This window comes from Dyella sp. Tek66A03 (genome assembly GCF_052567735.1).
Genome location: NZ_CP199584.1, coordinates 4,740,676 through 4,766,138, shown reverse-complemented (window position 1 = coordinate 4,766,138; position 25,463 = coordinate 4,740,676). Strand labels below are relative to the sequence as shown.

Genomic DNA, 25,463 nt, shown 5'->3' with positions numbered 1-25,463 from the left:
ACCATGTCGGCGGTGTCTCCGGATCTTCCTTCGAAGCGATCCTGGCCCTGGTTGGGGGAGTTCCTCACGGGCGAGCGGCAGGCGTGGATCTTCGTCTTCAAGTGCCTGCTGGCGTTCTACCTCACCGCGTGGCTGGCGATGGTATTCCAGCTGGAGCAGCCGGCGACGGCGATGATCACCGTGTCGATCGTGATGCATCCGCAAAGCGGCATGGTGCTGGCCAAGAGTTTCTACCGCGCCATCGGCACGGTGGCCGGCAGTCTGTGTGGCTTGCTGCTGATGGCGGCGTTTCCGCAGCAGCGCGAACTGTTCCTGCTCAGCCTGTCGCTATGGGTCGGTCTGTGCGCGGGTGGCGCGGTGCTGTACCGCAACTTCATGTCCTACGGTTTCGTGCTGGCAGGCTATACCGCGGCCATCGTGGTGCTGCCGGTGATCAATAACCCGAATGCCGTATTCAATTCCGCGGTCCTGCGCGTGAGCGAGGTGATGCTGGGCATCATCGTAGCCGGCCTGGTCAGCGACATTGTGCTGCCCGAACGCTTGCGCGAGGTGCTGCGCCGGAGCTTACGCGAGCACTTCGGGCACTTTATCGAATTCGCACGTGGAAGCCTGGGTGGACACATTCCGCGTTCCGAGATGGAGCAGGCGCACCTGCGCTTCGTGCGGGCCGCCGTGCAGCTGGAAGACCTGCGCTCGACCGTGATCTTCGAAGACCCGGAGGCACGTGCGCGTAGCAGCCGCATGCAGCTGCTCAACCTGCGCTATATGGCAGCCGCCACCAGTTTCCAGTCACTACATCACCTCATCAACCGGCTGGAGCGCAACAACCATCCACGCACGGCGGCTGCGCTGATCAAGCTCTACGCGCCCGTCGGCGAAGCGCTTTCGCCGGCGACCTCCGAAAATGCGATGCCACGCCTGCTCACCAACCGCCTGGAAGCGAGCGAGACCAAGTTGCCGGCATTGGCCGCGGAGCTACGTGACGAGCTGCGCCAGGACCCTGAGCTGCTGTTGGAGTTCGACAGCGGCACCACGCTGCTGCGCCGCTTTGTCAACGAGCTGCGCGACTTCACCGCGTTGGAAGCGACGCTGCGCGAAACGCAGGGACGCTTGCAGGGCACGGTGGAGCGCGTCGACTTCAAGCGTGCCAACGACTTTGCTTCGCCACTCATTGCGGTAGTCCGCACCTTCCTCACCATGCTCACGCTGAGCGTGTTCTGGTTGGCCACGGCATGGCCCTTTGGCCCCAGTGCGCTGTTGCTGGCCACCGTCTTCAGCGGTCTGTTGGCAACCTCCCCAACGCCGTTGGCGGCCACGGCCAACACCTGGATTGGCTACGCGCTGGGCATGGCGGCGGCTTACATAGTGACGTTCTGGCTGCTGCCGGGCAGCGACGGTTTCATCATGCTGATCCTCGCGACCACGCCGCTGTTGCTGATCGGGCCTTACCTGACTGCACGCAACGCGACCCTGCCTGGTGTCGGTGCGGGTTATACCCTCGGCTTCGTCTACATCTTCGCGTTGAAAAACCCGATGGAGTACAACCCGGAGCGTTTCATCAACGATGGCATCGCTTCGCTGTTCGGCCTGATGATGAGCGGCGCGGCCTTCATGGTGATTCCGACCCTGATCGGCACGCGGTGGCTGCGTCGTCGCCAGCTGCAACAGCTGCGTCGACAGGTGACCTTCGCCGCCACCGCCCCGATGGAAGGCTTGCTCTATCGCTTCGAGAGCGCCAACCGCGATCTGTTTCAACAAGTCGTGTCATTCACCCAGCCGCGAAGCGAAGAATCAAAGGAGCTGTTGGCCTGGGCCCTGGCCGTGCACGACTGCGGCCGCGCCGTGCTCGAATTGCGCCAGGACATGCTGCATGCGGATTTGCCGCCATCGGTGCTGGAGACCATGCACAAAGCGGTGCTTGCGCTGGCCCAGTTGTATGACGAGCCGAACGCCGAGCGCTGGCAGCAAGCGGATCGCGCGGTCGACCATGCCATTACCCTGACCACACAGACCCTGCCGCAGGCGCGTGCCAGCTGTCAGCCGGCGCTGGCGCATCTGTTGCAGCTGCGCACGGCGCTGCGCGACGACGAGTCCGCGCTTGCGCCCTACATCGTCAAATCGCCTGAGTCATCCCATGCCCCGTGAAATCGCCCTCGCCGACGCGTTGGTGCCCAGCATTCTGCTGGTGTATCTCGGCTGCCTGCTGGTGCTGTGGGTGATCGACACCATCGTCGGTCGCTATGGCCTATACCGCTATGTCTGGCATCCCTCTCTCTTCCGCGTCGCCTTGTTCTTCTGTCTGTTCGGCGCTGCCGGCCTGTTGTTATACCCCTGAGTCATTGATATGAAGATCCAGACCCAGCCCTTGCTCCGATTCCTTATCACCGTCGTCGTCGTCGTGGTGGCACTGTTGCTCGGCCATGCGCTGTGGCGGCACTACATGTATTCGCCCTGGACACGCGATGGCCGCGTGCGCGCCGAAGTGGCGCGCATAGCGCCCGATGTTTCCGGCCTGGTCACGCGGGTGGCGGTGGTCGACAACCAGGTGGTGAACAAGGGCGACGTGCTCTTCATCATCGACCCTGAGCGTTTCCATATCGCGCTGGCGCAGGCCCAAGCCAATCTTGCTGCCGCCGAAGCCAGTGCCCGGGCGGCCGGTGCCAATATCGATGCGGTGCTGGCCAGTGCCGCCGCGCGTAGGGCCGAATACGATATGCGCCAGGATCAGGCCAGGCGTCGCCAGGACCTGGCCGACGTCGTGCCCAAGGAAGAGCGTACCGACGCCCGATCCGCCGCCGATACTGCGCGCGCGATTTGGCAGCAGGCCCAGGCCAGTGGCCATCAGGCCACGGCGTCGCGTGAACAGGCGGAGGCGGCCGTGGTGCAGGCGCAGGTCGCCGTGGATCGCGCCAAGCTCGACCTCGCACGCACCGAAGTGCGCGCTCCGGTGGACGGTTACGTGACCAACCTCGATGTGCGCGTGGGTGACTATGCCGCTGCTGGCAGTCCGCGCCTGGCGCTGATCGATCGCCACAGCTATTACATCTATGGCTACTTCGAGGAAACCAAGTTGCCGAGCATTCGCGTGGGCGATCCGGTCGATATCCGTCTGCTGAGCGGCGGCGTACGCCTGAGGGGTCGCATCACCGGCGTCGCGCGCGGCATCACCGATCGCGACAACCCCACCGGCAGGGATTTGCTGGCCGACGTCAACCCGACCTTCAACTGGGTGCGCCTGGCTCAGCGCGTGCCGGTGCGCATCGACATCGACGAAACCAGCATTCCGGCCGATGTCGTGCTGGCGGCCGGCATGACCGCGAGCATCGATGTGCAACCGCGGCGAGTGCTGGATCGCGACAGCAACAGGGATAAGCCGTCGCCCTAGTGAAACGCCTGGCACGCCGCCAGGGCGCACCAAGCGTTCACCTCATGCGATCCATGGATGGGCCCGTGCCGCGGGCCCGGGCGGCCCGCCTAGCCTAGATCTTCGCTCCCGCGGGCAGCGGATCAGGGACACGCGTTCGTTAGCGGATCAGCCCTCAGGTGGCGTCGCGTTCATGCAGGTTTCGACGTGGTCGAAGAACCACGAATCGTCCGTCGGAAAATGCGAGAAGTACTTTGCGATGGTATTTGCACCCACCGGCTTGATGTCGACAAGAGCGATGACGGGACTGTTTGCCGTTTCCCGAATCTCAACCGTTGTCCCGCTGTACAGCACGATTCTTTGCAGATTGAGCGACTTTTCTGACCAGGCATTGACGACGCAATCGGCCACCGCTTCGGCGCTGCCATTGCCGGCATAAGTGGCGGTGGGCGCCGAATCACGTAACGACAGCGCGCTGGTACATCCCGCGAGGAGTGTCGCGACAGCTGCGCAGGCGAAATATTTTTTCATCGTCACTTCTTCCGTTGGGTTCACGTTTCTACGGCAGGAAAATACGCTCAGCCCTTTCCGCGCCTGATCCGTGGTGGGGTAGGTTGGCCGATTGTACAAGCGCCGCCCTGGTTTGCCTTTCAGGCCGCTCACTTTTCCCTGGAACGCGCGTCGTCGACCGGTGGAGTATGTCGTCGCTGAAATCGTGGCAGCATGTTCCGGAGCGAAGGCTGGCTAGCAACGGGAAAGGCCATGACTGACGGGTCACAACCACGCAGTGTGTTCAGTCCCATCGCACTGTTGGGCTTCATCCTCATTTGCTGCCTGCTTGGCTGGGGAGTTGCCACGCATTCAAGGGCACTGAGCGTAGGGCTCATGCTTCTCTACGCCGGGTGGCTCGTCGTCGGTTCTGGCGCCGTCCTCTGGCGCTGGTGGAAGCGGCGTCAACTCGAATAGACGTAATGGTTCCCAACCTGATCAACAGGCTTACGTGACTGACCACGTCCGCCCTTGGGGAACGCCATGTTCAAACTGTCCCGCTATGTCGCGATTCTGATATTCGCCGCTGCCAACTCGATGGCCACGCCCGTGGCCCCGCCGCTGGAGCTGGTGGTGCTGGGGTCGGGTGGCCCGGGTGCGACCGGGCGAGCCGGGGCAGGGTATGTCGTCCTGGTCGACGGCGAGCCGCGCATCTTGGTCGACGCTGGGCCAGGGACGTTCGTGCGGCTGGGCGAGGCCAAGCTGTCCCTGGCCAAGATCGATACCGTACTGTTGACGCATCTGCATATCGATCACACTGGCGAATTGCCTGGGATATTCAAGGCGCGTGTGGTTTCGGGCGGTGGCCCGATCCATTTCCAGGTCTTTGGCCCTAGCGGACATCATGGCGAAGGCGAGGATGCCACCTTTCCATCGACCAGCCGCTTTATCGATCTGCTGTTTGGACCCGCAGGCGCCTATAGCTACCTGCACGACTTCGCGGCGCCGATGACGATCAAGACCACGGACATTGACGCGTCCACGAACGCCTCCAAGTCGCCGACCGTCATTCATTCCGAGCATGGCCTGCAGATCAGCACGATTGCCGGCCACCACGGCGATGCGCCGGCAGTGATCTATCGCATCGACTATCGCCATCAGAGCATCACCTTCAGCGGCGATATCGACGCCAAGGGCCTCGACAATCTGCGGCATATCGCACAACACAGCAGCCTGTTGGTCTTCAATAGCGTGGTGCTTGATCCACCCGGCTCACCACGCGTGCTCTACACCTTGCACACCCCACCCAAGGCGATTGGCGTGCTGGCTGCAGACAGTCAAGTGAAAAGACTGCTGCTGAGTCATTTGTCACCCACGATCGATCAAGCGCGGGCCAGCGTCGAGGCATCCATTCGCGAGCATTATCAGGGGCCCGTAGCGTTTGCCGAAGATGGCATGCGTTTGCAGCCTTAGCGACTTCCCGGGCATGGCGCGAGGGGTTCCTCAATTGATGGCGGCGACCTCGATACGCCCCGCTCGCGCCGCCTTGACCATGGCCGCATGGTCGCGATCGTTCTGGTCGGCATAGACCACGGAGAACGACGCGATGGCGTCGGCGAAGGCATCGCTCCTGCCCAGATAGGCGGCCAGCAGCACGGCGTCTCCCGATCGCGTGTGGGCGCGCGCCAGCGTGTGCGCACACAGCCGGCCATAGCGACGCAGATTCGCCGGTTGCATCAATTCGACCTGCGGCGAGATCTTGGCATCGCGTAGCTGACGCAGATAAAAATGGCGCTTTGGCCCGTCAGTCCAGCCAAGGAAAATATCGCTCGCCGATTGCATCAGCCGTTGGCCGGCAACGACGCGCTGCCCGTGATGCGGGTAAGGGTTCTTGCCGATGAACGGATCAATCACGGACTCCCGCGCCTCCTTGAACTGGAGGAAAAGCGGGTCGCCACTGCCGGACACCAGCAGGATGATGCCGCAGTAGGTGCCCACACTACCAACGCCGACGACTTTGACAGCGGAATCGACCGACTCAAAGCGCTCCAGCAGGACGCGTCGCTCCGGTAGCAGGGAGGCAACATAGCCCTTGAATGCCCGTGCGCGCTCTTCCGCGGAAATGACGTTCTGCAGTACGGGGTCGTGATAGAGCAGCGGTGGTTCGTCCTGGATGCGTGCGGGCGAGCCGCCGGCCACCGTCAACTTGACGAACTCCTTCATGTGAGCGGTGTACTCCTTGGCCTTGCGCACATTCTTCGTCGTCAGCTTTTTCATTTGCTCGTCTTGCATGCGGCCGAGCACCGCTTCCAGGTCGATATGGTCGTACCAGGCATCGAGCAGCGGCATGACCGCGTAATTGGCTATGTGGTCGCGATACGAGGAGGCAGCCTCCCAGGCGACGTCACGCGCGTCGTCGGCCGAAAATCCGTTCGCGCGCGAAGCCACGACCAGGCTGGCGCAGAGTCGCTTGACATCCCATTCCCACGGACCAATCGTGGTTTCGTCGAAATCGTTGATGTCGAACACCAGTTTGCGCTCGGGCGTGGCGAACCCGCCAAAGTTCACCAAATGGCAATCCCCGCAGATCTGCAGGTGAATGCCCGTGCTCGCGGTGGAGGAGAGATCGTTGGCCATGATGGCGGCGGCACCGCGGTAGAACGCGAACGGCGATGCCATCATGCGGGCATAACGGATCGGCACCAGCGACTCGATCCGACCCTTCGATGTTTCGATCAGGATATCGACGGGGTCACGCCGCCCCTTCGGCGCCTGCCAGCCGCCCAGGGACTTTCGCGAGCACTTAGCGCGGATGTCTCTTGCCATCGCCTGCCGGGTTTCCACCGCCTGATGATAGCTGTCCTGCGACAGGGGTGCGCTGGGCTTTGCCGGAGCGTCAGGCTTGGCGCCAGTGGCCTGGCGCTTGGATACGCGCTTGGTGGTGCGTCGTTCGGCGGCGGCAACGGCAACGGCGGATGGTTCGGCTACGGTGGACATGGGTGCCCCCTGGTCTAGATAAAGCGTTGCACGAATGGTGCTGGCCTGCCGGCCAGTGCTCCATTTGACACCTGGGTCAGGCAAAGAAAAACCGTAAAACTACGGTGAAATGCGCGAGCCCTTAGGGACGCGGTCGCTTGGCGGCGGGTGGCATGCCACCTTGACCTGCTGATCCTCCGCTACGAATCAGTCGCGTGTTGCCAGGGCGCGATTCACCCGCAATGCCACCAGCGTGCATGCCACGCCGGAGAGCAGATAGGCACTCACGGCGACCAGTCCGAATCGGGACGACAGGCCGAGTGCGACCAGGGGAGCGAAGGCCGCGCCGATCAACCATCCGAAGTCGGTGGTCAAGGCTGCGCCGGTATAGCGGAAGCGAGCTTCGAAATTGGATGTAACGCTACCCGCCGCCTGGCCGTACGACAGTCCAAGCAAGGCGAAGCCTACGATGATGAAGGTGCGCTGCGCGCCACGATCGCCACCCAGTAACAACGGTGCAAACAGCGCAAAAATACCGATTAGCGCGGCCGCCGTGCCGAGCATGGTGCGACGGCCGATGCGGTCGGCAATGACGCCCGAAGCGATGACGCCGAGGATGCAGGCAACGCCACCGACAATCTGCACGATCAGTACGGCATCGACCGATTGCGTGGTGCCCAGCGCGATCCAGGACAAGGGAAAAATAGACACCAGGTGGAATAACGCATAACTGGCCAGTGCCGCGAAGGCGCCAAGAAAAATGTTGCCGCCTTGCGCGCGGAGCATGTCGAACATGCCGATGGGCTCCAGTTCGCGCTCCTCCATCAAGCGCGTGTATTCCTCCGTGACGACCAGCCGCAGGCGGGCGAACAACGCGACTACGTTGATCGCGAACGCGACGAAGAACGGATAGCGCCAGCCCCAGTCGATGAAGTCGTCGTGGTCGAGGTTGGCATGCAGGAACAGGAACAGGGCGCTGGCGACCATGAAGCCGATAGGTGCGCTCAACTGTCCCAACATGGCGTACCAGCCGCGGCGTTGCGGCGGTGTATTGAGGGCAAGCAGGGACGGCAGGCCATCCCATGATCCGCCGAGCCCAAGGCCTTGCAGGATGCGGAACAGGATCAGCAAGGCGATGGACCAAGCGCCAATGTCTTTATAGCTGGGCAGGAAGGCCATGCCCGCGGTCGCGCTGCCAAGCACGAACAGTGCGATGGTGAGCTTGGTGCCGCGACTCCATCGGCGCTGGAAGGTCATGAATAGTGCCGTGCCCAGTGGCCGCGCGATGAAGGCCAGTGAAAATATCGTGAAGGCATACAGCATGCCGTTCAACGGCGTTTCGAACGGAAACAGGACGGTCGGAAAAACCAGCACGCAGGAGATGCCGAAGACGAAGAAGTCGAAGTATTCCGACGTTCTTCCAATGACCACGCCAATGGCGATCTCGCCTGGGGCGACCTTCGCATGAGTCTGCAAGCGCCCGATTTCCGCGGCCGAGGTGCCGGCGGGTTGGCGATCTTCATGCATGCTGCTTGACATCATCGTTACTCAGAAAGAGGGAGGATGTGGCTGCCGCAGTATGGCACCGCCACGCCTCACAGCGTTATCGGGAAGTGACCTGTTCCGATATCGCGCCGATCGGCGTACCGTCTTCAACCATCCCATGTCGGTTGCGTCGTCGGTTATGTCCATGAAGGCTCTCCGCGGACTACTGCTACCTATCGCTACCTTGCTCACGGGCTGTAGCACCGTGCTCATGTCGCCATCCGGCGACCTTGCCGTGCAGCAGCGCAATCTGATCATTACCTCGACGCTGCTCATGATGATCATCATCGTGCCGGTGATCGTGCTTACCTTGCTGTTTGCCTGGCACTACCGGGCGTCCAACAAAAAAGCCACTTACGATCCGGAGTGGTCACACTCCACCATGCTCGAACTGCTGATCTGGTCGGCCCCGCTGCTGATCATCATCGCGCTCGGCGCGGTCACCTGGGTCAGTACGCACAAGCTCGATCCGTTCCGTCCGCTCGAGCGCTTGTCGTACGGACGTCCGGTTCCTGCCGATGTGCAACCGCTGACCGTCGAGGTGGTAGCGCTCGATTGGAAGTGGCTCTTCATATACCCCGAACAAGGCATTGCCACTGTGAACGAGCTGGCGGCGCCGGTGGACCGACCGATCCGCTTCAAGATTACGGCGTCGACGGTGATGAACTCGTTCTTCATTCCTGCGCTGGCCGGCCAGATTTACGCGATGCCCGGCATGGAAACCAAGCTGCAGGCGGTGATCAACAAGCCCGGTGAGTTCCAGGGCTTCTCGGCCAATTACAGCGGGGAAGGGTTCTCCGGCATGCACTTCCTCTTCCACGGCGTGAGCGAGGAAGCGTTCGCCCAGTGGATACAGCGTGCGAAAGCCGGCGGTGGTTCCCTGGATCGTGAAGCCTATGTGAAGCTGGCCCAGCCGAGCCAGAACGATCCGGTACGCCGCTACGCTGCAGTGGAACCGGGTCTGTTCCTCGCCATCGTCACGCGTTGCTTGCAGCCCGACAGTCCATCGTGCATGAAACCCATGAAGATGCAGGGCATCGGCAGCGAGGTTGCCGTGCCCGCTGCCAAGGGAACGGAAGGCATGCCAGCCGTGCCCATGGCCCATCCAAAGTAATCCCACCGACTGACCATTCGCGCTGTGGTGTCCAAGATGTCTAACCATCTCGACCTTACCAAGCTGATCTTCGGTCGCCTCACCTTGCAGGAGCTCCCGCTGCACGTGCCGATCGTGTTGGGCACGTTTGCCGTCGTGATGCTGGGTGCCATCGCGTTGATCGGCGTGCTTAGCTACTACCGCGTGTGGGGTTATCTCTGGAGGGAGTGGTTCACCAGCATCGACCACAAGAAGATCGGGATCATGTACATGGTCCTGGGCATCGTGATGCTGCTGCGCGGTTTTTCGGACGCGATCATGATGCGCGCGCAGCAGGCGATCGCGTTCGGTGATTCGGCGGGCTATCTGCCGCCAGAGCACTACGACCAGATCTTCACCGCGCACGGCGTGATCATGATCTTCTTCGTCGCCATGCCGATGGTGACGGGCATGATGAATTTCGTCATGCCGCTGCAAATCGGTGCGCGCGATGTGGCGTTCCCCTTCCTCAACAACTTCAGCTTCTGGATGACCGTGGCCGGCGCGATGCTGGTGATGTCATCGTTGTTCATCGGTGAGTTCGCGCGTACCGGCTGGCTGGCTTACCCGCCGCTTTCCGATATCGCCTCGAGCCCGGATGCCGGAGTCGACTACTACATCTGGTCCTTGCAGATAGCCGGAATCGGTACATTGTTATCGGGCATCAATCTACTGGTAACCATCGTCAAGATGCGTGCCCCTGGCATGACCTTGATGAAGATGCCGATCTTCACCTGGACGGCGCTGTGCACGAATGTGCTGATCGTCGCGGCCTTCCCGGTGCTGACCGCCGTGCTGACCATGCTGGCGCTGGATCGCTACGTGGGCACCAACTTCTTCACCACCGAGCTTGGCGGCAACGCCATGATGTACGTGAACCTGATCTGGATCTGGGGTCACCCCGAGGTCTATATCCTGGTGCTGCCGGCGTTCGGCATCTTCTCCGAGGTGACCTCCACCTTCAGCCGCAAGCCGTTGTTCGGTTACGCATCGATGGTGTATGCCACAGTGGTGATTACGGTGTTGTCCTACCTCGTGTGGCTGCATCATTTTTTCACCATGGGTTCGGGTGCCAGCGTCAATTCGTTCTTCGGCATCACCACGATGATCATCTCGATTCCCACCGGGGCGAAGATCTTCAACTGGCTGTTCACCATGTATCGCGGCCGCGTGGAATTCGAAGTGCCGATGCTGTGGACCGTGGCCTTCATGGTCACCTTCGTGATCGGCGGCATGACCGGTGTGATGCTGGCGGTGCCGCCGGCGGATTTTTCACTGCACAACAGCCTGTTCCTGGTCGCACACTTCCATAATGTGATCATCGGCGGCGTGATCTTCGGGCTGTTCGCGGGTATCAACTACTGGTTCCCCAAGGCGTTCGGGTACAAGCTCGATCCGTTCTGGGGCAAGTGCTCATTCTGGTTCTGGGTGGTGGGCTTCTACTTCGCCTTCTTCCCGCTGTACTGGCTTGGTTTCATGGGCGTGACGCGCCGGCTCAGCCATTTCGACGACCCCTCATTGCAGATCTGGTTTCAGATCGCCGCTTTTGGTGCCTTCCTGATCCTCCTCGGCATCTTCAGCATGCTGATGCAGTTCTGGGTGAGCTTCCGCCGTCGCCATGAATTGCGCGATGTCACCGGCGATCCCTGGGGCGGTCGCACGCTGGAATGGTCCACATCGTCGCCGCCACCGCAGTACAACTTCGCGATCACGCCGCAAGTCCATCAGGGGGATGCGTGGTGGCAGATGAAGCAGCACCACTATCAACGCCCGACCGATGGCTTCCTGCCCATCCACATGCCATTGAACACGTCGGCCGGCATCCTTCTCGGCGGCATTGCCTTCGTGTTCGGCTTCGCCATGATCTGGTACATGTGGCCACTGGCGGCCGTATCGTTCATCGCGCTGCTGGCCGTGGCCATCGGCCACACCTTCAACTACCACCGCGAGTACTACATACCGGCCGACGAAGTGCATCGCGTCGAAGCATCCCGCTCAGAGCTTCTGGCCAACCATGTCTGATACCTCGATCACCATGAGCACCGGTAACGGATTGCCGGAAACATTGAGCTTCCACGCGGCCGGCGACTATCACCCGGAGAACGGCACCTTGCTGGGCTTCTGGGTGTACCTGATGAGCGATTGCCTCATCTTCGCCTGCCTGTTCGCGGCGTACGGCGTGCTTGGGCGGGAATTCGCGGGAGGACCGACCGCCGCCGAAGTGCTTGAGCTGCCCACTGTTGCGATCAACACGGCGCTGTTGCTGTTGTCGTCGATCACCTATGGCTTTGCCGTGCTGGAAATGCAGCGCGATCGGCAGAGAGCGATGATGACCTGGCTCGCTATCACCGGGCTGCTGGGTGCCGGGTTCATCACGCTGGAGCTGAGGGAATTCGCTCACCTGATCTCGATCGGCGCCGGCCCGCAGCGCAGTGCCTTCCTTTCATCGTTCTTCACCTTGGTGGGCACCCACGGCCTGCATGTGAGCAGCGGCATTCTTTGGCTGATCGTGCTGATGGTGCAGGTAGGCAGGAAGGGACTGAGTTCAGCGAACAAGCGGCGGCTGATGTGCCTGTCGATGTTTTGGCATTTTCTTGACCTCGTATGGGTCGGCGTCTTCAGCTTTGTCTACCTGATGGGAGTGCTGCCATGAGTGCTCACACCGAGCCGCAACCGGGTCACGGCGGGACCGATGAGCATGGTCACGACGACCTGGGTATCCATGCCACCCTGAAGGGCTACCTGACCGGCTTTGTATTGGCGACCATCCTCACGATCATCCCGTTCTGGCTGGTCATGAGCGGCGGCTTCGAGAAATCGAGCACCACGGCACTGGTGGTGTTGGCGTTCGCGGCTGTGCAGATCGTGGTGCACATGATTTATTTCCTGCACATGAACACCAAGTCCGAAGGCGGCTGGAACATGTTGGCCCTGGTCTTTACCATCGTGCTCGTCGTCATCACCTTGAGCGGGTCGATCTGGATCATGTACCACCTCAACAGCAACATGATGCCTTCGCAGATGCAAGATCCGGCAAACCTGCCGTGACGGTGCGCCAAGGCAACACGATCATCGCTCGACCATGACATCCACCGGTACACCACCCGACGAGGCCGTACGCGGCCCACGAGGCCCGCTTGGGCTGGCCTTGCTCGCCGCGTTCGCGCTGCTGTTGTTCGCTGGCTTCGTGGCCCTGGGTACGTGGCAGGTCAAGCGCCTCGCCTGGAAGCGCGATCTCATCGAACGTGTCGATCAGCGCGTGCACGCGCCGCCCGCCGCTGCGCCGGGCCCCGGCCAATGGGGGCAGGTTACCGCCGAAGCCGACGAGTACCTGGATGTCAGCCTTAGCGGCGCGTTTCTACATGATCGCCAAACGCTGGTCTGGGCGGCTACCGACCTGGGCAGTGGCTACTGGGTAGTGACGCCGCTACAAATGGCCGACGGTGCCATCGTGCTGGTCAATCGAGGCTTCGTGCCTACCGACTGGTGCGCGCTTCGCGGCCAGTGCGCCGCCGGGCCCAGCGGAGAAGTGACGGTGACCGGACTGCTGCGCATGAGCGAACCGTCGGTAATGCTTCGCCGCAATGACCCCACACAAAACCGTTGGTATACGCGCGATGTGCCGGCCATTGCCGACGCCCGAGGACTGCGGCGTGTAGCGCCTTACTTCGTAGATGCTGATGCTGCCACAAGCCCCGCGGCCGGTGGCCAACGGTCGTGGCCGGTCGGTGGCCTGACGGTGATCAACTTCCCCAACAACCATCTCGTCTACCTGATCACCTGGTACTTGCTCGCCCTGATGGTGGCGGCAGCAGCCATTTTCGTGGGGCGTGAGGAATTTCGCCTGCGACGGCAAAGTCAAACCGATGAGTGTGAGCGTCGAAGTTAGCGGCACTGTAAACGGAGTATCGAATTAGGGGAGCTTCGAAGGAGTTCGTGGCGCGCTCGTCATCCCCAGCGAAGGCTGGGATCCAGTGCCTTTTGTCCTTCAGCGGAATTACGTCGCTGCATCCCAGCATTCGCTGCGATGACGAGCTCTGCTTGGAGGATTCCCTTCACTGTCGGGAAGCACCGCACCAGGATGACGTATCCGGGAAGGCTCATCGAGTTGCCCCTAAGTCATCAGAGGCCGAACGATTCGAATAGCGGCGATAGCTGTAATTGGCTTAGCGGTTCCTCGAACGTCGCTGCCGCTGCATCAAGCAGTTGATGATCCACGTGGTGGAACGCATAAGCGTGCGCGTTGGAGGCGATTTCGTTGAGGATCAAACCGAGCGCAAAGGTATAAGAGCTTCGTAGCGCTTCGTTGTTGCGATACGCCTCAAGGCGCATGCCGGCAGCCAGTGCGATGGCGGCGACCGCAATTTGATGCGGTTTCGGGCCCGTTCTTCCTTCAAACAGCTCAGGTTGCTGCGCCCATACCTGGGTCACCAAGCGGCTGGCCAGGGTCTTGGGGTCATCTAGCAGAAGTCCGCTCGAGACCTGCTGCTCCAGCAGCGACCCGATGACTGCCGCTGCCTCGGCGCTGCTCGCTGTAATGCTGTTCGCTTCGAAAAGGTCCACGCCCGCGCTCCTTCTTGGCTGCGACCCGAGCCAGAGCGTCCAGCCCTAGCTTGGGTACGGCGATTGTCGCAACTAATTGCGCCGCGGGCGAGACTTTCTTTCGGCCTAGTTTGGAATTTGCGATTGCCGCGGATAGCCACGGCAGCATCTTGTGGCCCCGCCGGACGGCCGTCCGCACTAGCGTTGGTGCAGGTCATGTGAAGGGAAAGTGCCGCGTACGGGACCGCCGTTCGGCGCACCGCGTCGGTGAAGGACCTGAAGCGTGTTGGAAGGCTGCCTGCACGAATCAGCCAGCCAGTCGCTCCAAACGCATCTTCAGCCATCGCGATACGTCCGGCCATTCATTGGCGATGACGCTGTAACAGACAGTGTCACGCAGCGTGCCATCCGGGCGACGCTTGTGCGCGCGAAGCACGCCGTCGCGATGCGCGCCTAGGCGTTCGATGGCGCGCTGCGAATCCAGATTGCGACCGTCGGTGTGAAATTCCACGGCCACGCAATCGAGCGACTCGAACGCGTGCTTCAGCAACAAACGCTTGCATGCCGTGTTGACGTGGCTTTTCTGCCAGCGCTTGGCGTACCACGTGTAGCCGATGGCGATGCGCGGCAATTCAGCTGCGAACTCGTAGAAACGTGTGGTGCCGATGATCTCGCCCGTCGTCTTCTCGCGTATCGCGAACGGAAGCATGTGGCCAGCAGCCTGCCCTTCAAGGGCCTTGACGATGTATGACGCCGCCTGTCCCGGTGCCGGCGCACTGGTAAACCACAGCTTCCACAGCTCCCCATCAGTTGTCGCGGTTTCCAGCGCGGGCGCGTGTTCCAACGTCAAGGGTTCGAGCACAACGTAGTCATCTTCCAGCTGCAACGGGACGAGCGAGGGCATGGAGGCTCCGGCGGAATGAGTAGGGCTGCAACGTTACGACTTGGCGCGTCGCGCCCGGCGCTGAGATTTAATCACCCTGGCGAACAGTGCACAAATAGCACGCGTATGGGGTGCTTGCGGGCGTGCTTATCTGAACAGTTGGATGGGATGAAGTGGCTATTTACTCAAAGTGTGTAGGGGCTTTCACACAATTTGAGAATCCTCTTATGGGATGCCATCGGGTGGTTCCCTAACCTGCCGCAGGCATACCAGCCGAAACAGAGCTCGGCAGGCGTCGCGGTCGGCTCCTTCCGCGGCGAGCAAAGCCTGGCGGTGGGCGTGTCGACGATCAGCGAAAGTGGTCGCTATCTTCAAGGCCAGCGCCACCAGCAATACCCGCGGTGATATGGGCGTGGGCGTGGGTGCCGGCATGGTCTGGTAACCCTTTGACATGAGTCCCTGGCCGATTGGCCGGGGATTCGTACTCACCTGCTTCGTTGACGCCACGCCGGTTATCCGGCGTGGCTTTTTCGTTTTTGTCGAACGTCGTTGCGCCAGTGTTTGGCCGTCCATATAACTATTTATATCGCGCGAAAAATAACCTTGCCGCCGCTCTTCTTGGGCGTCGCAGTGGATTCATTCCATTGTCTTAGCGATAGATGGCATCGCGCATGTCACCAAAGGCGGTCGATTCGGGAAAGGCTGAAGTCTTCCATGTGTCGCTGGCAGTCACGTGCGCTTTCCTTGGTTGTCTGTAGGTTTTTCCCTGCATTCGTGTCTGTTTGTCATGCATTTTCAGATTCGTCTGATAGGACGCCGTGCGCCGAATCTCTAACCTTTGCGAATGCCGCGCTACAGGCGGCTCCGTTGAAGTCCACACGCTTGGCTGGTGAAGCGAACCCCCGCTTTGCCCTAGCCCGCAATCCAACTCAGTCCCCAACCAGGGAGGCTCCCTGCGAAATCACTTCGGTGATCGTGGCGGTGTCGCTCAGGCTGTCACTACGTAGAAGAGAATCGTTATGAACAAGGTCTATCGCATTGTCTGGAATGCCGTCTCGCATACGTGGGTGGTGGCCTCGGAGTTCGCCAAGGGTCGCAAGAAGGCCGACAAGCCCAGCCATACCATCCAACTGCGTAGTGCCGCCTTGGCGCTGGGCCTGCTCGGTGGCGTAACGGCGCATGCGGCGACAATTGCCACGCCGGCTCAGGCAACAAACGGACAATACTCTGGAACTTCGACCAGCGCTTCAGCGACAGGCGGCGATGCGACGGCGGTGGGTGCGGCTTCGAAAGCATCCGCGCAGGGCGCGACCGCGCTGGGTGCGGTTGCGAACGCCAGTGGCGTGAATTCGACCGCGGTGGGTATTCAGTCGATCGCGTCGGGCACATCGTCCCTCGCTTTGGGTTACCAGGCGAACGCTGCGGGGAATTACGCTACGGCCATCGGCGCGCAGGCTAACGCGTTGGGCATTCAGTCGATCGTGCTGGGCACTCAAGCGAGTACCGTGACGGGTGCCCTCAATGCCATCGCCATCGGAACGAGTGCATCTGCTCAGGGTGCAAGCAGCATCGTGATTGGCAACTCGGCCACTATGAGCAATACCGGCAGCGGAATTGTCATCGGTAAGCAAGCGAAGATTGATGGGACCTTGGGCAATAGTGCTGCCACCGGTGACGGGAGCATTGCGATGGGTAATTCCGCCTACGCCTATGGCCTCGACGCAACGGCCATCGGTGCAGGCGCGAGCGTCTCGCACTCCGGCGGCATAGCGTTAGGTTATAACGCTTCTGCGACGGGCAATGGCGGCGCAACCGCCATCGGCAGCACGGCGCTTGCCAGTAATGTCAATTCCACGGCTATCGGTACGGCGTCAACCGCATCTGCAACGAATTCGGTGGCGCTGGGCGCTGGCTCGACCACCACGGCCAACCTGGCCACGGCGGGCTACAACCCCGGTTCCACGGCTCTGTCGGGCATCGCATCGGCTGCCAAGGGCGAAGTGTCGGTAGGTTCGTCGGGTAATGAGCGTCGCGTGACGAATGTGGCCGCCGGTGCTACCGCAACCGATGCGGTCAATGTCAGCCAGTTGCAGTCGGAAGACGTCAAGGTCAACAAGGGGTTTACGGATACGGCGACGGCGCTGGGCGCCGGCGCATCCTATAACTCGACCACGGGCGCGGTCGGGGCACCGAGCTACAAGCTCAATAAGAACACTGACGGTACTGGCGGCACCACGTATAACAACGTGGGCGACGCACTGACTAATATCGACAGTCGCACCACGACCAACACCACCAACATCGCCAACAACAGCACGGCGATCTTCAACCTGAACTCCACCGTCGCCAAGCCGATCACCTTCGCCGGCAACAGCGGAAGCGTGGCCAAGAAGTTGGGCGAGACGTTGACGATTCAGGGCGCCGCCACCACGGCCGGCAGCTACTCCGGTGCCAACCTGCAGACGCAGGTGGACGGTAGCGGCAACCTGCAGCTGCAGATGGCCGACAACCTGGCGGTCACCTCGGTGACCGTCGGCAATACCAGGATCGACAGCAACGGCGTGACCATAACCGACGGCCCGAGCATGACGACTGGCGGCATCAGCGCCAGCGGCAAAAAGGTTACCAATGTCGCCCAGGGTCAGCTGTCCTCGACCTCGACCGATGCGGTCAACGGTGCGCAGCTCAACGCCACCAACGACGCCGTAGCGGGTAACACCACGACCATCAATAACCTGGCCGGTGATACGAGCACCACCTATGTCACCGACAATGGCACGGGCATCAAGTACGCCCGCACCAACGACACCGGACTCGCTGCCGGTGACGCACACGCCACGGTAGCCGGTGCTACAGCCCTGGGTTACGAGGCAACGGCCAGCCACGCAAATAGCGTGGCCCTGGGTGCCAACTCCCTGGCCGATGGCAGCACGCTGAACACCCAGGCCTACCTGGTCGGCGGCACGGCCGGTGGCGAAGTATCGGTCGGAGCGACCGGCAACACCCGCCGCATCACCAACCTGGCGGCCGGCGCGAACGACACCGATGCGGTGAACGTGAGCCAGCTGAAGGCCACGGTGGCCGGTTCGGTCGCTGACGCCGTGATGTACGACGACACCACGCACAACAACAGCACGCTGGGTGGCACGGCGTACGACAGTGCGACCGGCACGGGCGGCACGAAGCTCAGCAATGTGGCCAAGGGCACGGCTGACAGCGATGCGGTCAACGTTGCTCAGTTGAAGGATGCTGGCTTGATCGACGGCAGCGGCAATGCGCTAAATGCAGTGACCTACGACGACGCGACCAAGGGCAGCATCACGCTGGGCGGCACCGCGAGCACCGATGGCGGTCTGACCGGTGGTGCCAAGATCCGCAACGTAGCGCAGGGCGCGCTGTCGGCGACCTCGGCCGATGCAGTGAATGGTGCGCAGCTCAACGACACCAACAACCGTGTGACCACGGCGGAAGGCAACATCGCCACCAACACGACCAACATCACCAACCTGGGCAACACCGTCAACAACCTAGGCGACAGCGTGACCACGCTGGCGGACACCCCGATCACCTTCGCGGGCAACAGCGGCAGCGTGGCCAAGAAGCTGGGCGACACGATGTCGATCCAGGGCGCCGCCAGCACGGCCGGTAGCTACTCCGGTGCCAACCTGCAGACGCAGGTGGACGGCAGCGGCAACCTGCAGCTGCAGATGGCCGACAACCTGGCGGTCACCTCGGTGACGGCGGGCAACACCACGATCAACAACACCGGCCTCACCATCAACGGTGGCCCGAGCGTGACGGCCGGCGGTATCGATGCCGGTGGCCAGAAGATCAGCAACGTGGTCGCTGGCACGGCCGACAGCGATGCAGCCACCGTGGGTCAGGTAAATGCCGCGGCAAACACGGCCACGGTCGATGCGGTCAAGTACGACGACGCGACCCACGGCCAGGTGACGCTGGGCAACACCGTGAGCACCGATGGCGGTCTGACCGGCGGTACCAAGCTGACCAACGTGGCACAGGGCACGCTGTCCACCACCTCGACCGACGCGGTCAACGGTACGCAGCTCAATGCGACCAACAACCGTGTGACCACGGCGGAAGGCAACATCGCCACCAACACGACCAACATCACCACCCTGGGCAACACCGTCAACAACCTGGGCGACAGCGTGACCACGCTGGCGGCCACCCCGATCACCTTCGCAGGCAACACCGGCAGCGTAGCCAAGAAGCTGGGTGACACGATGTCGATCCAGGGTCAGGCCAGCACGGCCGGCAGCTACTCCGGTGCCAACCTGCAGACGCAGGTCGACGGCAGCGGCAACCTGCAGCTGCAGATGGCCGACAACCTGGCGGTCACCTCGGTGACGGCGGGCAACACCACGATCAACAACAGCGGCCTCACCATCAACGGTGGCCCGAGCGTGACGACCGGCGGTATCAATGCCGGCGGCCAGAAGATCAGCAACGTCGCCAACGGCACGGCCGATAGCGATGCAGCGACGATGGGCCAGGTCACGGCCGCAGCGAACACAGCCACCGTCGATGCGGTCAAGTACGACGACGCGACCCACGGCCAGGTGACGCTAGGCAACACCGTGAGCACCGATGGCGGTCTGACCGGCGGTACCAAGCTGACCAACGTGGCGCAGGGCGAGCTGTCCACCACCTCGACCGATGCGGTCAATGGTGCGCAGCTCAATGCGACCAACAATGCGGTGGCGGGTAACACGACGTCGATCAACAATCTGGCTGCCGGCTCGGTGCAGTACGACAAGAACGCCGATGGTTCAGTGAATACCGGCTCGGTCACCTTGGCCGGCACGAACGGCACGAAGATCTCCAACGTGGCCAACGGCACGTCGGACAACGACGCGGTAAACGTGTCGCAGCTGAAGGACTCGGGCCTGATCGACGGCAACGGCAACACCCAGAAGGCCGTGCTGTTCAACGGTCCGAACGGCGAAGCCAATGTGGCGGGTCAGAAGATCGTGAACGTGGCAGCGGGCGATGTGTCGTCGACCAGCACGGATGCGGTCAACGGCAGCCAGCTGCATGGCACGGCTGAAAGCGTCGCCAATGCCCTGGGTGGTGGCGCCGGTGTGAACACCGACGGCACGATCAGCGCACCGAGCTATGTCGTCAACAAGAACAGCGATGGCACGGGTGGCACCACGTATAACAACGTAGGCGGCGCGATCACCAACATCGACGGTCGTACCACGACCAACACCACGGACATCAGCAACATCACCAACCAGATCAATAACGGTTCGGTGGGTCTGGTGCAGCAGGATGCGACCTCCCGCACCATCACGGTGGGCAAGTCGACCGACGGCACGGTGGTGAGCGTGGCCGGTACAGAAGGCGACCGCACGGTCACTGGCGTGAAGGCTGGTCAGGCCGACAACGATGCGGTGAACGTGTCGCAGCTGAAGAGCAGCGGCCTGGTCGATGGCAATGGCAACGCGCTCAATGCGGTGACCTACGACAGTGCCGCCAAGGACAGCATCACGCTCGGTGGCACGTCGTACAACAGTGCGACCGGTACCGGTGGCACGACGATCACCAATGTGGCCAAGGGCACGGGTGACAGCGACGCGGTAAACGTGTCGCAGCTGAAGGACTCGGGCCTGATCGACGGCAACGGCAACACCCAGAAGGCCGTGCTGTTCAACGGTCCGAACGGCGAAGCCAATGTGGCGGGTCAGAAGATCGTGAACGTGGCAGCGGGCGATGTGTCGTCGACCAGCACGGATGCGGTCAATGGTGCGCAGCTCAACGACACCAACAACCGTGTGACCACGGCCGAAGGCAATATCGCCAACAACACCACCAACATCAACAATCTGACGAACGGTACGGCGGGCCTAGTACAGCAGTCGGCAGCCGGAGCCAACCTGACGGTAGGCAAGGACACCGATGGTGTTGCTATAGACCTTGCCGACAAGGACGGCAAGACGCGTACGCTGAAGAATGTCACGGCGGGTGTCGATGAGACGGATGCGGTGAACGTGGGACAGCTCAAAACGAGCGGCCTTGTGGACGGCAGTGGCAATGCGTTGGATGCGGTGACCTATGACGCCGGCTCGAGCCGTGGCGTAGTGACCTTCGGTGGCGCCAACGGTACCTTGCTCACCAATGTGCGTGACGGTGCGATTGTGGCCGGCAGCCGCGATGCGGTGAACGGCGGACAGATTGCCGCGTTGAACGATAACCTGCAGAACCAGATCAGCGGCCTGGGTAACCAGGTGACCAAGATCGACAATCGTGTCACCAATATCGAGGCCAACGGTACGGGTGGTGCCAGCCTGCCTTACGTCGATGGCAATGCCAGCGGCAGCAGCAGCAACAACGCCAATGCGGGTAGCACGGCTGGTGTGGCGGTCGGCTACAACGCCAATGCGGCGGGTGACAACGCCTCGGTGCTGGGCCAGAACGCGACGGCACTGGGCAGCTACGGTACGGCGATCGGCAACGACAGTTACGCCGCTGGCCCCAACGACACCGCCCTGGGCGGTAACGCCAAAGTGCATGCTGACGGCAGCGTGGCGGTAGGCGCCAACGCCACGGTGACTTCGGCCACGGCCACCAATGCGGTGGCGGTGGGCGCGGATACGCAGGTGAGTGCAGCGTCCGGCACGGCGATTGGCCAGGGTGCTTCAGTGACCTCGACAGCTACCGGTGCGGTTGCCCTGGGTCAGGGTTCGGTGGCCGATCGTGCCAACACCGTCTCGGTAGGTGTGGCTGGTGGCGAGCGTCAGATCGCCAATGTGTCGGCCGGCACGCAGCAGACTGACGCGGTGAATGTGTCGCAGCTGCAAGGTGTAACCAGTGCACTGGGCGGCGGCAGCACCATGTCGAACGGCAGCGTTACCGCTCCGACCTATAACGTGGCGGGTGGCTCGTACAACAATGTCGGCGACGCCTTGCAGGGCATCGACAGCAAGTTGAACGACCAGTTCGACCGCATGGGTACGGCGATCAACCAGGTGAACCGTGACGCCAATCGCGGCATCGCCTCGGCGGCGGCTCTGGTGAACAACATGCCGTACCTGCCGGGCAAGATCACCGTGAATGCAGGCGTGGCGGGCTATCGCGGCCAGAGCGCGCTGGGCGTTGGTGTCTCGCGCTGGAGCAATGATGGTCGGGTCAACGTCAATGCGGGTTTTTCGTCGAGTGGTGGTGCACCCATCTTCCGCGTCGGCGTAGGCATGGTGATCGGCGAGTAAGTATCGATCTGAGCAAGTGAAGGCGCGGGGCTTCGGCCCCGCGTTTTTTTTGAACGCCATGACGCAGTCGTACCGAGAAGGCGTTCATGAAAGGCATGACTTTCGTGATGTGTGCCAAAGCAGTGTGCGCTCGCCTCGCGAGTGCGCATGCACATCAAGTCCTATCGATCTTCGATTTGAGACGCTTCAGAAGCCTTCGCGGACATGCCGACCGTCGTGTCGCTGGATCGAGCGTGGCGAGCGAAGCGCGTGTGTTTCATCAATAGCGGCCCTTACCCGGGGGCCTCACAGGGAGGTTGTATGGAGTGGTATCTGAAGGTCCTCAAGGGCCACTATGCGGATTTCAATGGACGTGCACGTCGCAAGGAGTACTGGATGTTCACCTTGGTGAACGTCATCGTTTCGTTTGTGCTGGGCCTCGTTTGCGGTTTGATCCACGTGCCCTGGTTGGCGTACATCTATGCACTGGCCGTGATGGTGCCGAGCATTGCCGTGGCCGCTCGGCGTCTGCACGACGTCGGCAAGAGTGGCTGGTTCATGTTGATCAGCTTCATTCCTCTCGCCGGTCTGTATCTGATTTACGTGCTGGCTCAGGACGGTGAGGCTGGCAATAACGCTTATGGGCCGAATCCCAAACGGGCGGCATGAGCTGCTGACCACGACGTGTGGGGTGGAGGCGGCTCTCTGGTTGCCTTTGCCCCATGGGCAGCCTTCAATAACCTCGTGCCAAGCTCGTCATCCCAGCTAGACCAGCCCTTCGGCTGTTAAGAGCCGCTGGGATGACGACTTATTCGCTGGAACGCGACCAGGCATCGAGTCGCCAGGTGATCTGGTGGGGAACCAGCCCGCGCCTGCTCAGGCGTCCAGATCGGGAATCAGCCTGCTTTCCAGGCGGGCGATATGGTCTTTCAACAGCAGCTTGCGCTTCTTGAGCCGGGTGAGCTGCAGCTCGTCGCGGCCGAGCGAGTCGGCCAGGTGCTCGATGGCGACGTCAAGATCGCGGTGCTCGACACGCAATTCGGCCAGCAGGTGGGCGATCTCGGCTTGGTCCTGGACCTGCATGTGGGGGCGACGGCTGGGAAATAATGCTTGATTGTACCGCCGACGGACCGAGGAAGGGACCGGCGTATCCCGGGGTCAGCCGGCTACAATGGGAGGCCGACCCGCTCGATCCAGATCATGTCCGCCCAGCCCGACTCCACTCGCAAGCAGCATTACGAGGCCGCCAAGCTGGCCAAGCGCCTGCGCCATCAGGTGGGGCAGGCTATTGCCGATTTCAACATGATCGAAGACGGCGACAAGGTGATGGTCTGCCTGTCCGGCGGCAAGGATTCCTACACCTTGCTAGACGTTTTGCTGTCATTGCAGGCCAAGGCCCCCGTACGCTTCGAGCTGATCGCGGTGAACCTGGACCAGAAACAGCCGGGCTTTCCCGCGCATGTGCTGCCGGACTACCTCAGCGGGCGCGGCGTGCCCTTCCACATCATCGAGCAGGACACCTACAGCACGGTCACTCGCGTGATTCCCGAGGGCAAGACCATGTGCAGCCTGTGCTCGCGCCTGCGGCGCGGCGCGCTGTACCAGTGGGCGGCCAACAACGGTGTCAGCAAGATCGCGTTGGGCCATCATCGCGACGACATCCTCGCCACGTTTTTCCTGAATATGTTCTATCAGGCCCAGCTCAAGGCGATGCCGCCCAAGCTACGCTCGGACGATGGCCGCCACGTGGTGATCCGGCCGCTGGCCTATAGCCGGGAAAGCGATATCGCGGAGTACGCTACGCTGCAGCAATTCCCGATCATTCCATGCAACCTTTGCGGTTCGCAGGAAAACCTCCAGCGCAAGGCGGTTCGGCGCATGATGGAGGACTGGGAACAGCAGCAGCCGGGGCGTAGTGAGAACGTCTTCCGCGCGCTGGGGCAGGTATCGCCCTCGCAACTGGCTGACCGCCGCCTGTTTGACTTCGCTGCGCTTGGTGCGCGCGGAGGTGTTGCCCGCGCTGATGCGCACGAGTGGCTTGCCGGTACGCCGGACGAGTCGTGAACCCCTCAACCCATCCATCGAGTAGCGCCGTGTCTCTTTTTGCATCCGTTGAAATGATCCCGGGTGACCCGATCCTGGGACTCTCCGAGGCCTATGTGGCCGATGCCCGTCCGGGCAAGGTCAACTTGGGCGTGGGCATTTATTACGACGAACAGGGCCGTATTCCCCTGCTGCGCGCCGTGCGCGACGTCGAGCAGGCGCTGGCGCTGGAAGCCAAGCCGCGCGGTTACCTGCCGATCGACGGCATGCCGGCGTACAACCAGGCTACCCAGAAGCTGGTGTTTGGAGCGGAGTCGCCGCTGCTGGCCGCCGGTCGCGTGGCCACCTCGCAGACCATCGGCGGTAGCGGCGCGCTGCGTATCGGTGCGGATTTCCTCAAGCATGTGCTGCCGAACGCCAAGGTGGCCCTCAGCAATCCGAGCTGGGAAAACCATCGCCTGGTATTCAGTTCGGCCGGCTTCGAGGTCGTCGACTACGCGTATTACGACGCGGCGACGCATGGCCTGAATTTCGCCGGCATGCTGGCCGACCTCGGCAAGCTGGAACCGGGCAGCATCGTGCTGCTGCATGCCTGCTGTCATAACCCCACCGGCGTGGACCTGTCGGTCGAGCAGTGGAAGCAGGTGGTGGCGCTGGTGAAAGACCGCGGCCTGATGCCCTTCATCGACATGGCTTACCAGGGCTTCGACAAGGGTATCGATGCCGATGCCGCGGCGGTGCGTCTGTTCGCCGAGTCGGGCATCGAGTCGTTCGTGGTGGCCAACTCCTACTCCAAGTCGTTCTCGCTGTATGGCGAGCGCGTGGGCGCGCTATCCATCGTGGGCAAGGATCGCGCTGAAACGCTGCGCGTGCAGTCGCTGGTCAAGCGCACCATCCGCTCCAACTACTCCAGTCCGGCCACGCATGGCGGCGCACTAGTGGCCGGCGTGCTCAACAGCGCCGAGCTGCGTGCGGTGTGGGAGCAGGAACTGGGCGAGATGCGCGCGCGCATCCACGCGATGCGTGCTGGCATGGTGGAGAAGCTCGCAGCCGCGAGTGCACCGCAGTTCGGCTTTATCCAGCAGCAGGCGGGCATGTTCTCGTACTCGGGCCTGAGCAAGGCCCAGGTCGATCGCCTGCGTGAGGAGTACGCCATCTACGCGGTCGGCACGGGGCGCATCTGCGTAGCCGCGTTGAACCGTGCGAACCTCGATACGGTGGTAAACGCCGTCGCCGCCGTCAGCCGGTAAACCCTCGCACTACCTCACCGTCATC

General features: G+C 62.0%; 20 protein-coding genes. 14 read left to right on the top strand and 6 right to left on the bottom strand.

Going from position 1 to position 25,463, the window contains the following annotated elements; genetic code table 11:
• The first annotated feature begins 3 nt into the window (after window positions 1–3).
• From ACT01B_RS21110 to ACT01B_RS21100, 3 genes are read left to right on the top strand one after another with little or no spacing between them, the layout of a single operon-like run.
• Complete coding sequence (locus ACT01B_RS21110; RefSeq protein WP_445145161.1) at window positions 4–2,145, top strand: FUSC family protein; 2,142 nt, start codon at window positions 4–6, stop codon at window positions 2,143–2,145.
• Window positions 2,135–2,335, top strand: coding sequence for a DUF1656 domain-containing protein (locus tag ACT01B_RS21105; RefSeq protein ID WP_445145160.1), 201 nt, complete (start codon window positions 2,135–2,137; stop codon window positions 2,333–2,335). The genes ACT01B_RS21110 and ACT01B_RS21105 overlap by 11 nt, the downstream gene beginning before the upstream one ends.
• Before the next feature lie 9 nt (window positions 2,336–2,344).
• Window positions 2,345–3,385 carry a biotin/lipoyl-binding protein gene (locus ACT01B_RS21100; RefSeq protein ID WP_445145159.1) on the top strand — a complete coding sequence of 347 codons (1,041 nt, stop codon included), beginning with the start codon at window positions 2,345–2,347 and terminating at the stop codon, window positions 3,383–3,385.
• A 147-nt stretch (window positions 3,386–3,532) separates the two neighbouring features.
• On the opposite strand, the gene ACT01B_RS21095 is transcribed toward ACT01B_RS21100, so the two are convergent.
• Window positions 3,533–3,895: a hypothetical protein gene (locus tag ACT01B_RS21095; protein ID WP_445145158.1), complete on the bottom strand. Its 363-nt coding sequence runs from the start codon at window positions 3,893–3,895 to the stop codon at window positions 3,533–3,535.
• A 501-nt stretch (window positions 3,896–4,396) separates the two neighbouring features.
• Here ACT01B_RS21095 and ACT01B_RS21090 point away from each other — a divergent pair.
• Window positions 4,397–5,326 (top strand): MBL fold metallo-hydrolase, encoded by a 930-nt coding sequence (locus ACT01B_RS21090; RefSeq protein ID WP_445145157.1) that lies wholly within the window; start codon window positions 4,397–4,399, stop codon window positions 5,324–5,326.
• Between the two features lie 30 nt (window positions 5,327–5,356).
• On the opposite strand, the gene ACT01B_RS21085 is transcribed toward ACT01B_RS21090, so the two are convergent.
• On the bottom strand, window positions 5,357–6,850 hold the full coding sequence (locus ACT01B_RS21085) for a DUF2252 domain-containing protein (protein WP_445145156.1): 1,494 nt from the start codon (window positions 6,848–6,850) through the stop codon (window positions 5,357–5,359).
• A 186-nt stretch (window positions 6,851–7,036) separates the two neighbouring features.
• Window positions 7,037–8,356, bottom strand: coding sequence for an MFS transporter (locus ACT01B_RS21080; protein ID WP_445145155.1), 1,320 nt, complete (start codon window positions 8,354–8,356; stop codon window positions 7,037–7,039).
• Between the two features lie 163 nt (window positions 8,357–8,519).
• On the opposite strand from ACT01B_RS21080, the gene cyoA reads away from it, so the two are divergent.
• The 5 genes from cyoA (at window position 8,520) to ACT01B_RS21055 (ending at window position 13,395) form a co-directional block, all read left to right on the top strand.
• On the top strand, window positions 8,520–9,488 hold the full coding sequence (gene cyoA / locus ACT01B_RS21075; protein WP_445145154.1) for a ubiquinol oxidase subunit II: 969 nt from the start codon (window positions 8,520–8,522) through the stop codon (window positions 9,486–9,488).
• Between the two features lie 66 nt (window positions 9,489–9,554).
• Window positions 9,555–11,528 (top strand): cytochrome o ubiquinol oxidase subunit I, encoded by a 1,974-nt coding sequence (gene cyoB / locus ACT01B_RS21070; RefSeq protein ID WP_445147543.1) that lies wholly within the window; start codon window positions 9,555–9,557, stop codon window positions 11,526–11,528.
• Complete coding sequence (gene cyoC, locus ACT01B_RS21065) at window positions 11,521–12,159, top strand: cytochrome o ubiquinol oxidase subunit III (RefSeq protein ID WP_445145153.1); 639 nt, start codon at window positions 11,521–11,523, stop codon at window positions 12,157–12,159. The genes cyoB and cyoC overlap by 8 nt, the downstream gene beginning before the upstream one ends.
• Window positions 12,156–12,554, top strand: a complete 399-nt coding sequence (gene cyoD / locus ACT01B_RS21060; RefSeq protein WP_445145152.1) for a cytochrome o ubiquinol oxidase subunit IV — start codon at window positions 12,156–12,158, stop codon at window positions 12,552–12,554. Before cyoC ends, cyoD begins: the two co-directional genes overlap by 4 nt.
• 34 nt (window positions 12,555–12,588) lie before the next feature.
• The gene (locus ACT01B_RS21055) at window positions 12,589–13,395 is read left to right on the top strand and encodes an SURF1 family protein (RefSeq protein ID WP_445145151.1); all 807 of its coding nucleotides are present in this window, start codon (window positions 12,589–12,591) and stop codon (window positions 13,393–13,395) included.
• Window positions 13,396–13,628: 233 nt separating this feature from the next.
• On the opposite strand, the gene ACT01B_RS21050 is transcribed toward ACT01B_RS21055, so the two are convergent.
• Both ACT01B_RS21050 and ACT01B_RS21045 read right to left on the bottom strand, forming a co-directional pair.
• On the bottom strand, window positions 13,629–14,069 hold the full coding sequence (locus ACT01B_RS21050) for a hypothetical protein (protein WP_445145150.1): 441 nt from the start codon (window positions 14,067–14,069) through the stop codon (window positions 13,629–13,631).
• A 286-nt stretch (window positions 14,070–14,355) separates the two neighbouring features.
• Window positions 14,356–14,952, bottom strand: coding sequence for a GNAT family N-acetyltransferase (locus tag ACT01B_RS21045; protein ID WP_445145149.1), 597 nt, complete (start codon window positions 14,950–14,952; stop codon window positions 14,356–14,358).
• A gap of 192 nt (window positions 14,953–15,144) precedes the next feature.
• Between ACT01B_RS21045 and ACT01B_RS21040 the strand changes: the two genes are divergently transcribed.
• From ACT01B_RS21040 to ACT01B_RS21030, 3 genes are all read left to right on the top strand, one after another.
• On the top strand, window positions 15,145–15,336 hold the full coding sequence (locus tag ACT01B_RS21040) for a YadA-like family protein (RefSeq protein ID WP_445145148.1): 192 nt from the start codon (window positions 15,145–15,147) through the stop codon (window positions 15,334–15,336).
• A gap of 614 nt (window positions 15,337–15,950) precedes the next feature.
• Window positions 15,951–22,166: a YadA-like family protein gene (locus ACT01B_RS21035; RefSeq protein ID WP_445145147.1), complete on the top strand. Its 6,216-nt coding sequence runs from the start codon at window positions 15,951–15,953 to the stop codon at window positions 22,164–22,166.
• A gap of 300 nt (window positions 22,167–22,466) precedes the next feature.
• The gene (locus tag ACT01B_RS21030) at window positions 22,467–22,814 is read left to right on the top strand and encodes a DUF805 domain-containing protein (RefSeq protein ID WP_445145146.1); all 348 of its coding nucleotides are present in this window, start codon (window positions 22,467–22,469) and stop codon (window positions 22,812–22,814) included.
• Between the two features lie 207 nt (window positions 22,815–23,021).
• Here the strand turns inward: ACT01B_RS21030 and ACT01B_RS21025 are convergent, their stop codons facing one another.
• The gene (locus ACT01B_RS21025; RefSeq protein WP_266151005.1) at window positions 23,022–23,228 is read right to left on the bottom strand and encodes a YdcH family protein; all 207 of its coding nucleotides are present in this window, start codon (window positions 23,226–23,228) and stop codon (window positions 23,022–23,024) included.
• A gap of 117 nt (window positions 23,229–23,345) precedes the next feature.
• Here ACT01B_RS21025 and ttcA point away from each other — a divergent pair, with 117 nt between their 5' ends.
• Together ttcA and ACT01B_RS21015 are read left to right on the top strand one after the other, a co-directional pair.
• Window positions 23,346–24,209, top strand: a complete 864-nt coding sequence (gene ttcA, locus ACT01B_RS21020) for a tRNA 2-thiocytidine(32) synthetase TtcA (RefSeq protein ID WP_445145145.1) — start codon at window positions 23,346–23,348, stop codon at window positions 24,207–24,209.
• Window positions 24,210–24,238: 29 nt separating this feature from the next.
• Complete coding sequence (locus ACT01B_RS21015; RefSeq protein WP_445145144.1) at window positions 24,239–25,438, top strand: amino acid aminotransferase; 1,200 nt, start codon at window positions 24,239–24,241, stop codon at window positions 25,436–25,438.
• The last annotated feature ends 25 nt before the right edge of the window (window positions 25,439–25,463 follow it).

Coding starts and splice junctions, on each gene's coding strand:
- ACT01B_RS21110 (WP_445145161.1), top strand. CDS start 4: ATGTCGGCGGTGTCTCCGGATCTTCCTTCGAAGCGATCCTGGCCCTGG.
- ACT01B_RS21105 (WP_445145160.1), top strand. CDS start 2,135: ATGCCCCGTGAAATCGCCCTCGCCGACGCGTTGGTGCCCAGCATTCTG.
- ACT01B_RS21100 (WP_445145159.1), top strand. CDS start 2,345: ATGAAGATCCAGACCCAGCCCTTGCTCCGATTCCTTATCACCGTCGTC.
- ACT01B_RS21095 (WP_445145158.1), bottom strand. CDS start 3,895: ATGAAAAAATATTTCGCCTGCGCAGCTGTCGCGACACTCCTCGCGGGA.
- ACT01B_RS21090 (WP_445145157.1), top strand. CDS start 4,397: ATGTTCAAACTGTCCCGCTATGTCGCGATTCTGATATTCGCCGCTGCC.
- ACT01B_RS21085 (WP_445145156.1), bottom strand. CDS start 6,850: ATGTCCACCGTAGCCGAACCATCCGCCGTTGCCGTTGCCGCCGCCGAA.
- ACT01B_RS21080 (WP_445145155.1), bottom strand. CDS start 8,356: ATGCATGAAGATCGCCAACCCGCCGGCACCTCGGCCGCGGAAATCGGG.
- cyoA (WP_445145154.1), top strand. CDS start 8,520: ATGAAGGCTCTCCGCGGACTACTGCTACCTATCGCTACCTTGCTCACG.
- cyoC (WP_445145153.1), top strand. CDS start 11,521: ATGTCTGATACCTCGATCACCATGAGCACCGGTAACGGATTGCCGGAA.
- cyoD (WP_445145152.1), top strand. CDS start 12,156: ATGAGTGCTCACACCGAGCCGCAACCGGGTCACGGCGGGACCGATGAG.
- ACT01B_RS21055 (WP_445145151.1), top strand. CDS start 12,589: ATGACATCCACCGGTACACCACCCGACGAGGCCGTACGCGGCCCACGA.
- ACT01B_RS21045 (WP_445145149.1), bottom strand. CDS start 14,952: ATGCCCTCGCTCGTCCCGTTGCAGCTGGAAGATGACTACGTTGTGCTC.
- ACT01B_RS21035 (WP_445145147.1), top strand. CDS start 15,951: ATGAACAAGGTCTATCGCATTGTCTGGAATGCCGTCTCGCATACGTGG.
- ACT01B_RS21030 (WP_445145146.1), top strand. CDS start 22,467: ATGGAGTGGTATCTGAAGGTCCTCAAGGGCCACTATGCGGATTTCAAT.
- ACT01B_RS21025 (WP_266151005.1), bottom strand. CDS start 23,228: ATGCAGGTCCAGGACCAAGCCGAGATCGCCCACCTGCTGGCCGAATTG.
- ttcA (WP_445145145.1), top strand. CDS start 23,346: ATGTCCGCCCAGCCCGACTCCACTCGCAAGCAGCATTACGAGGCCGCC.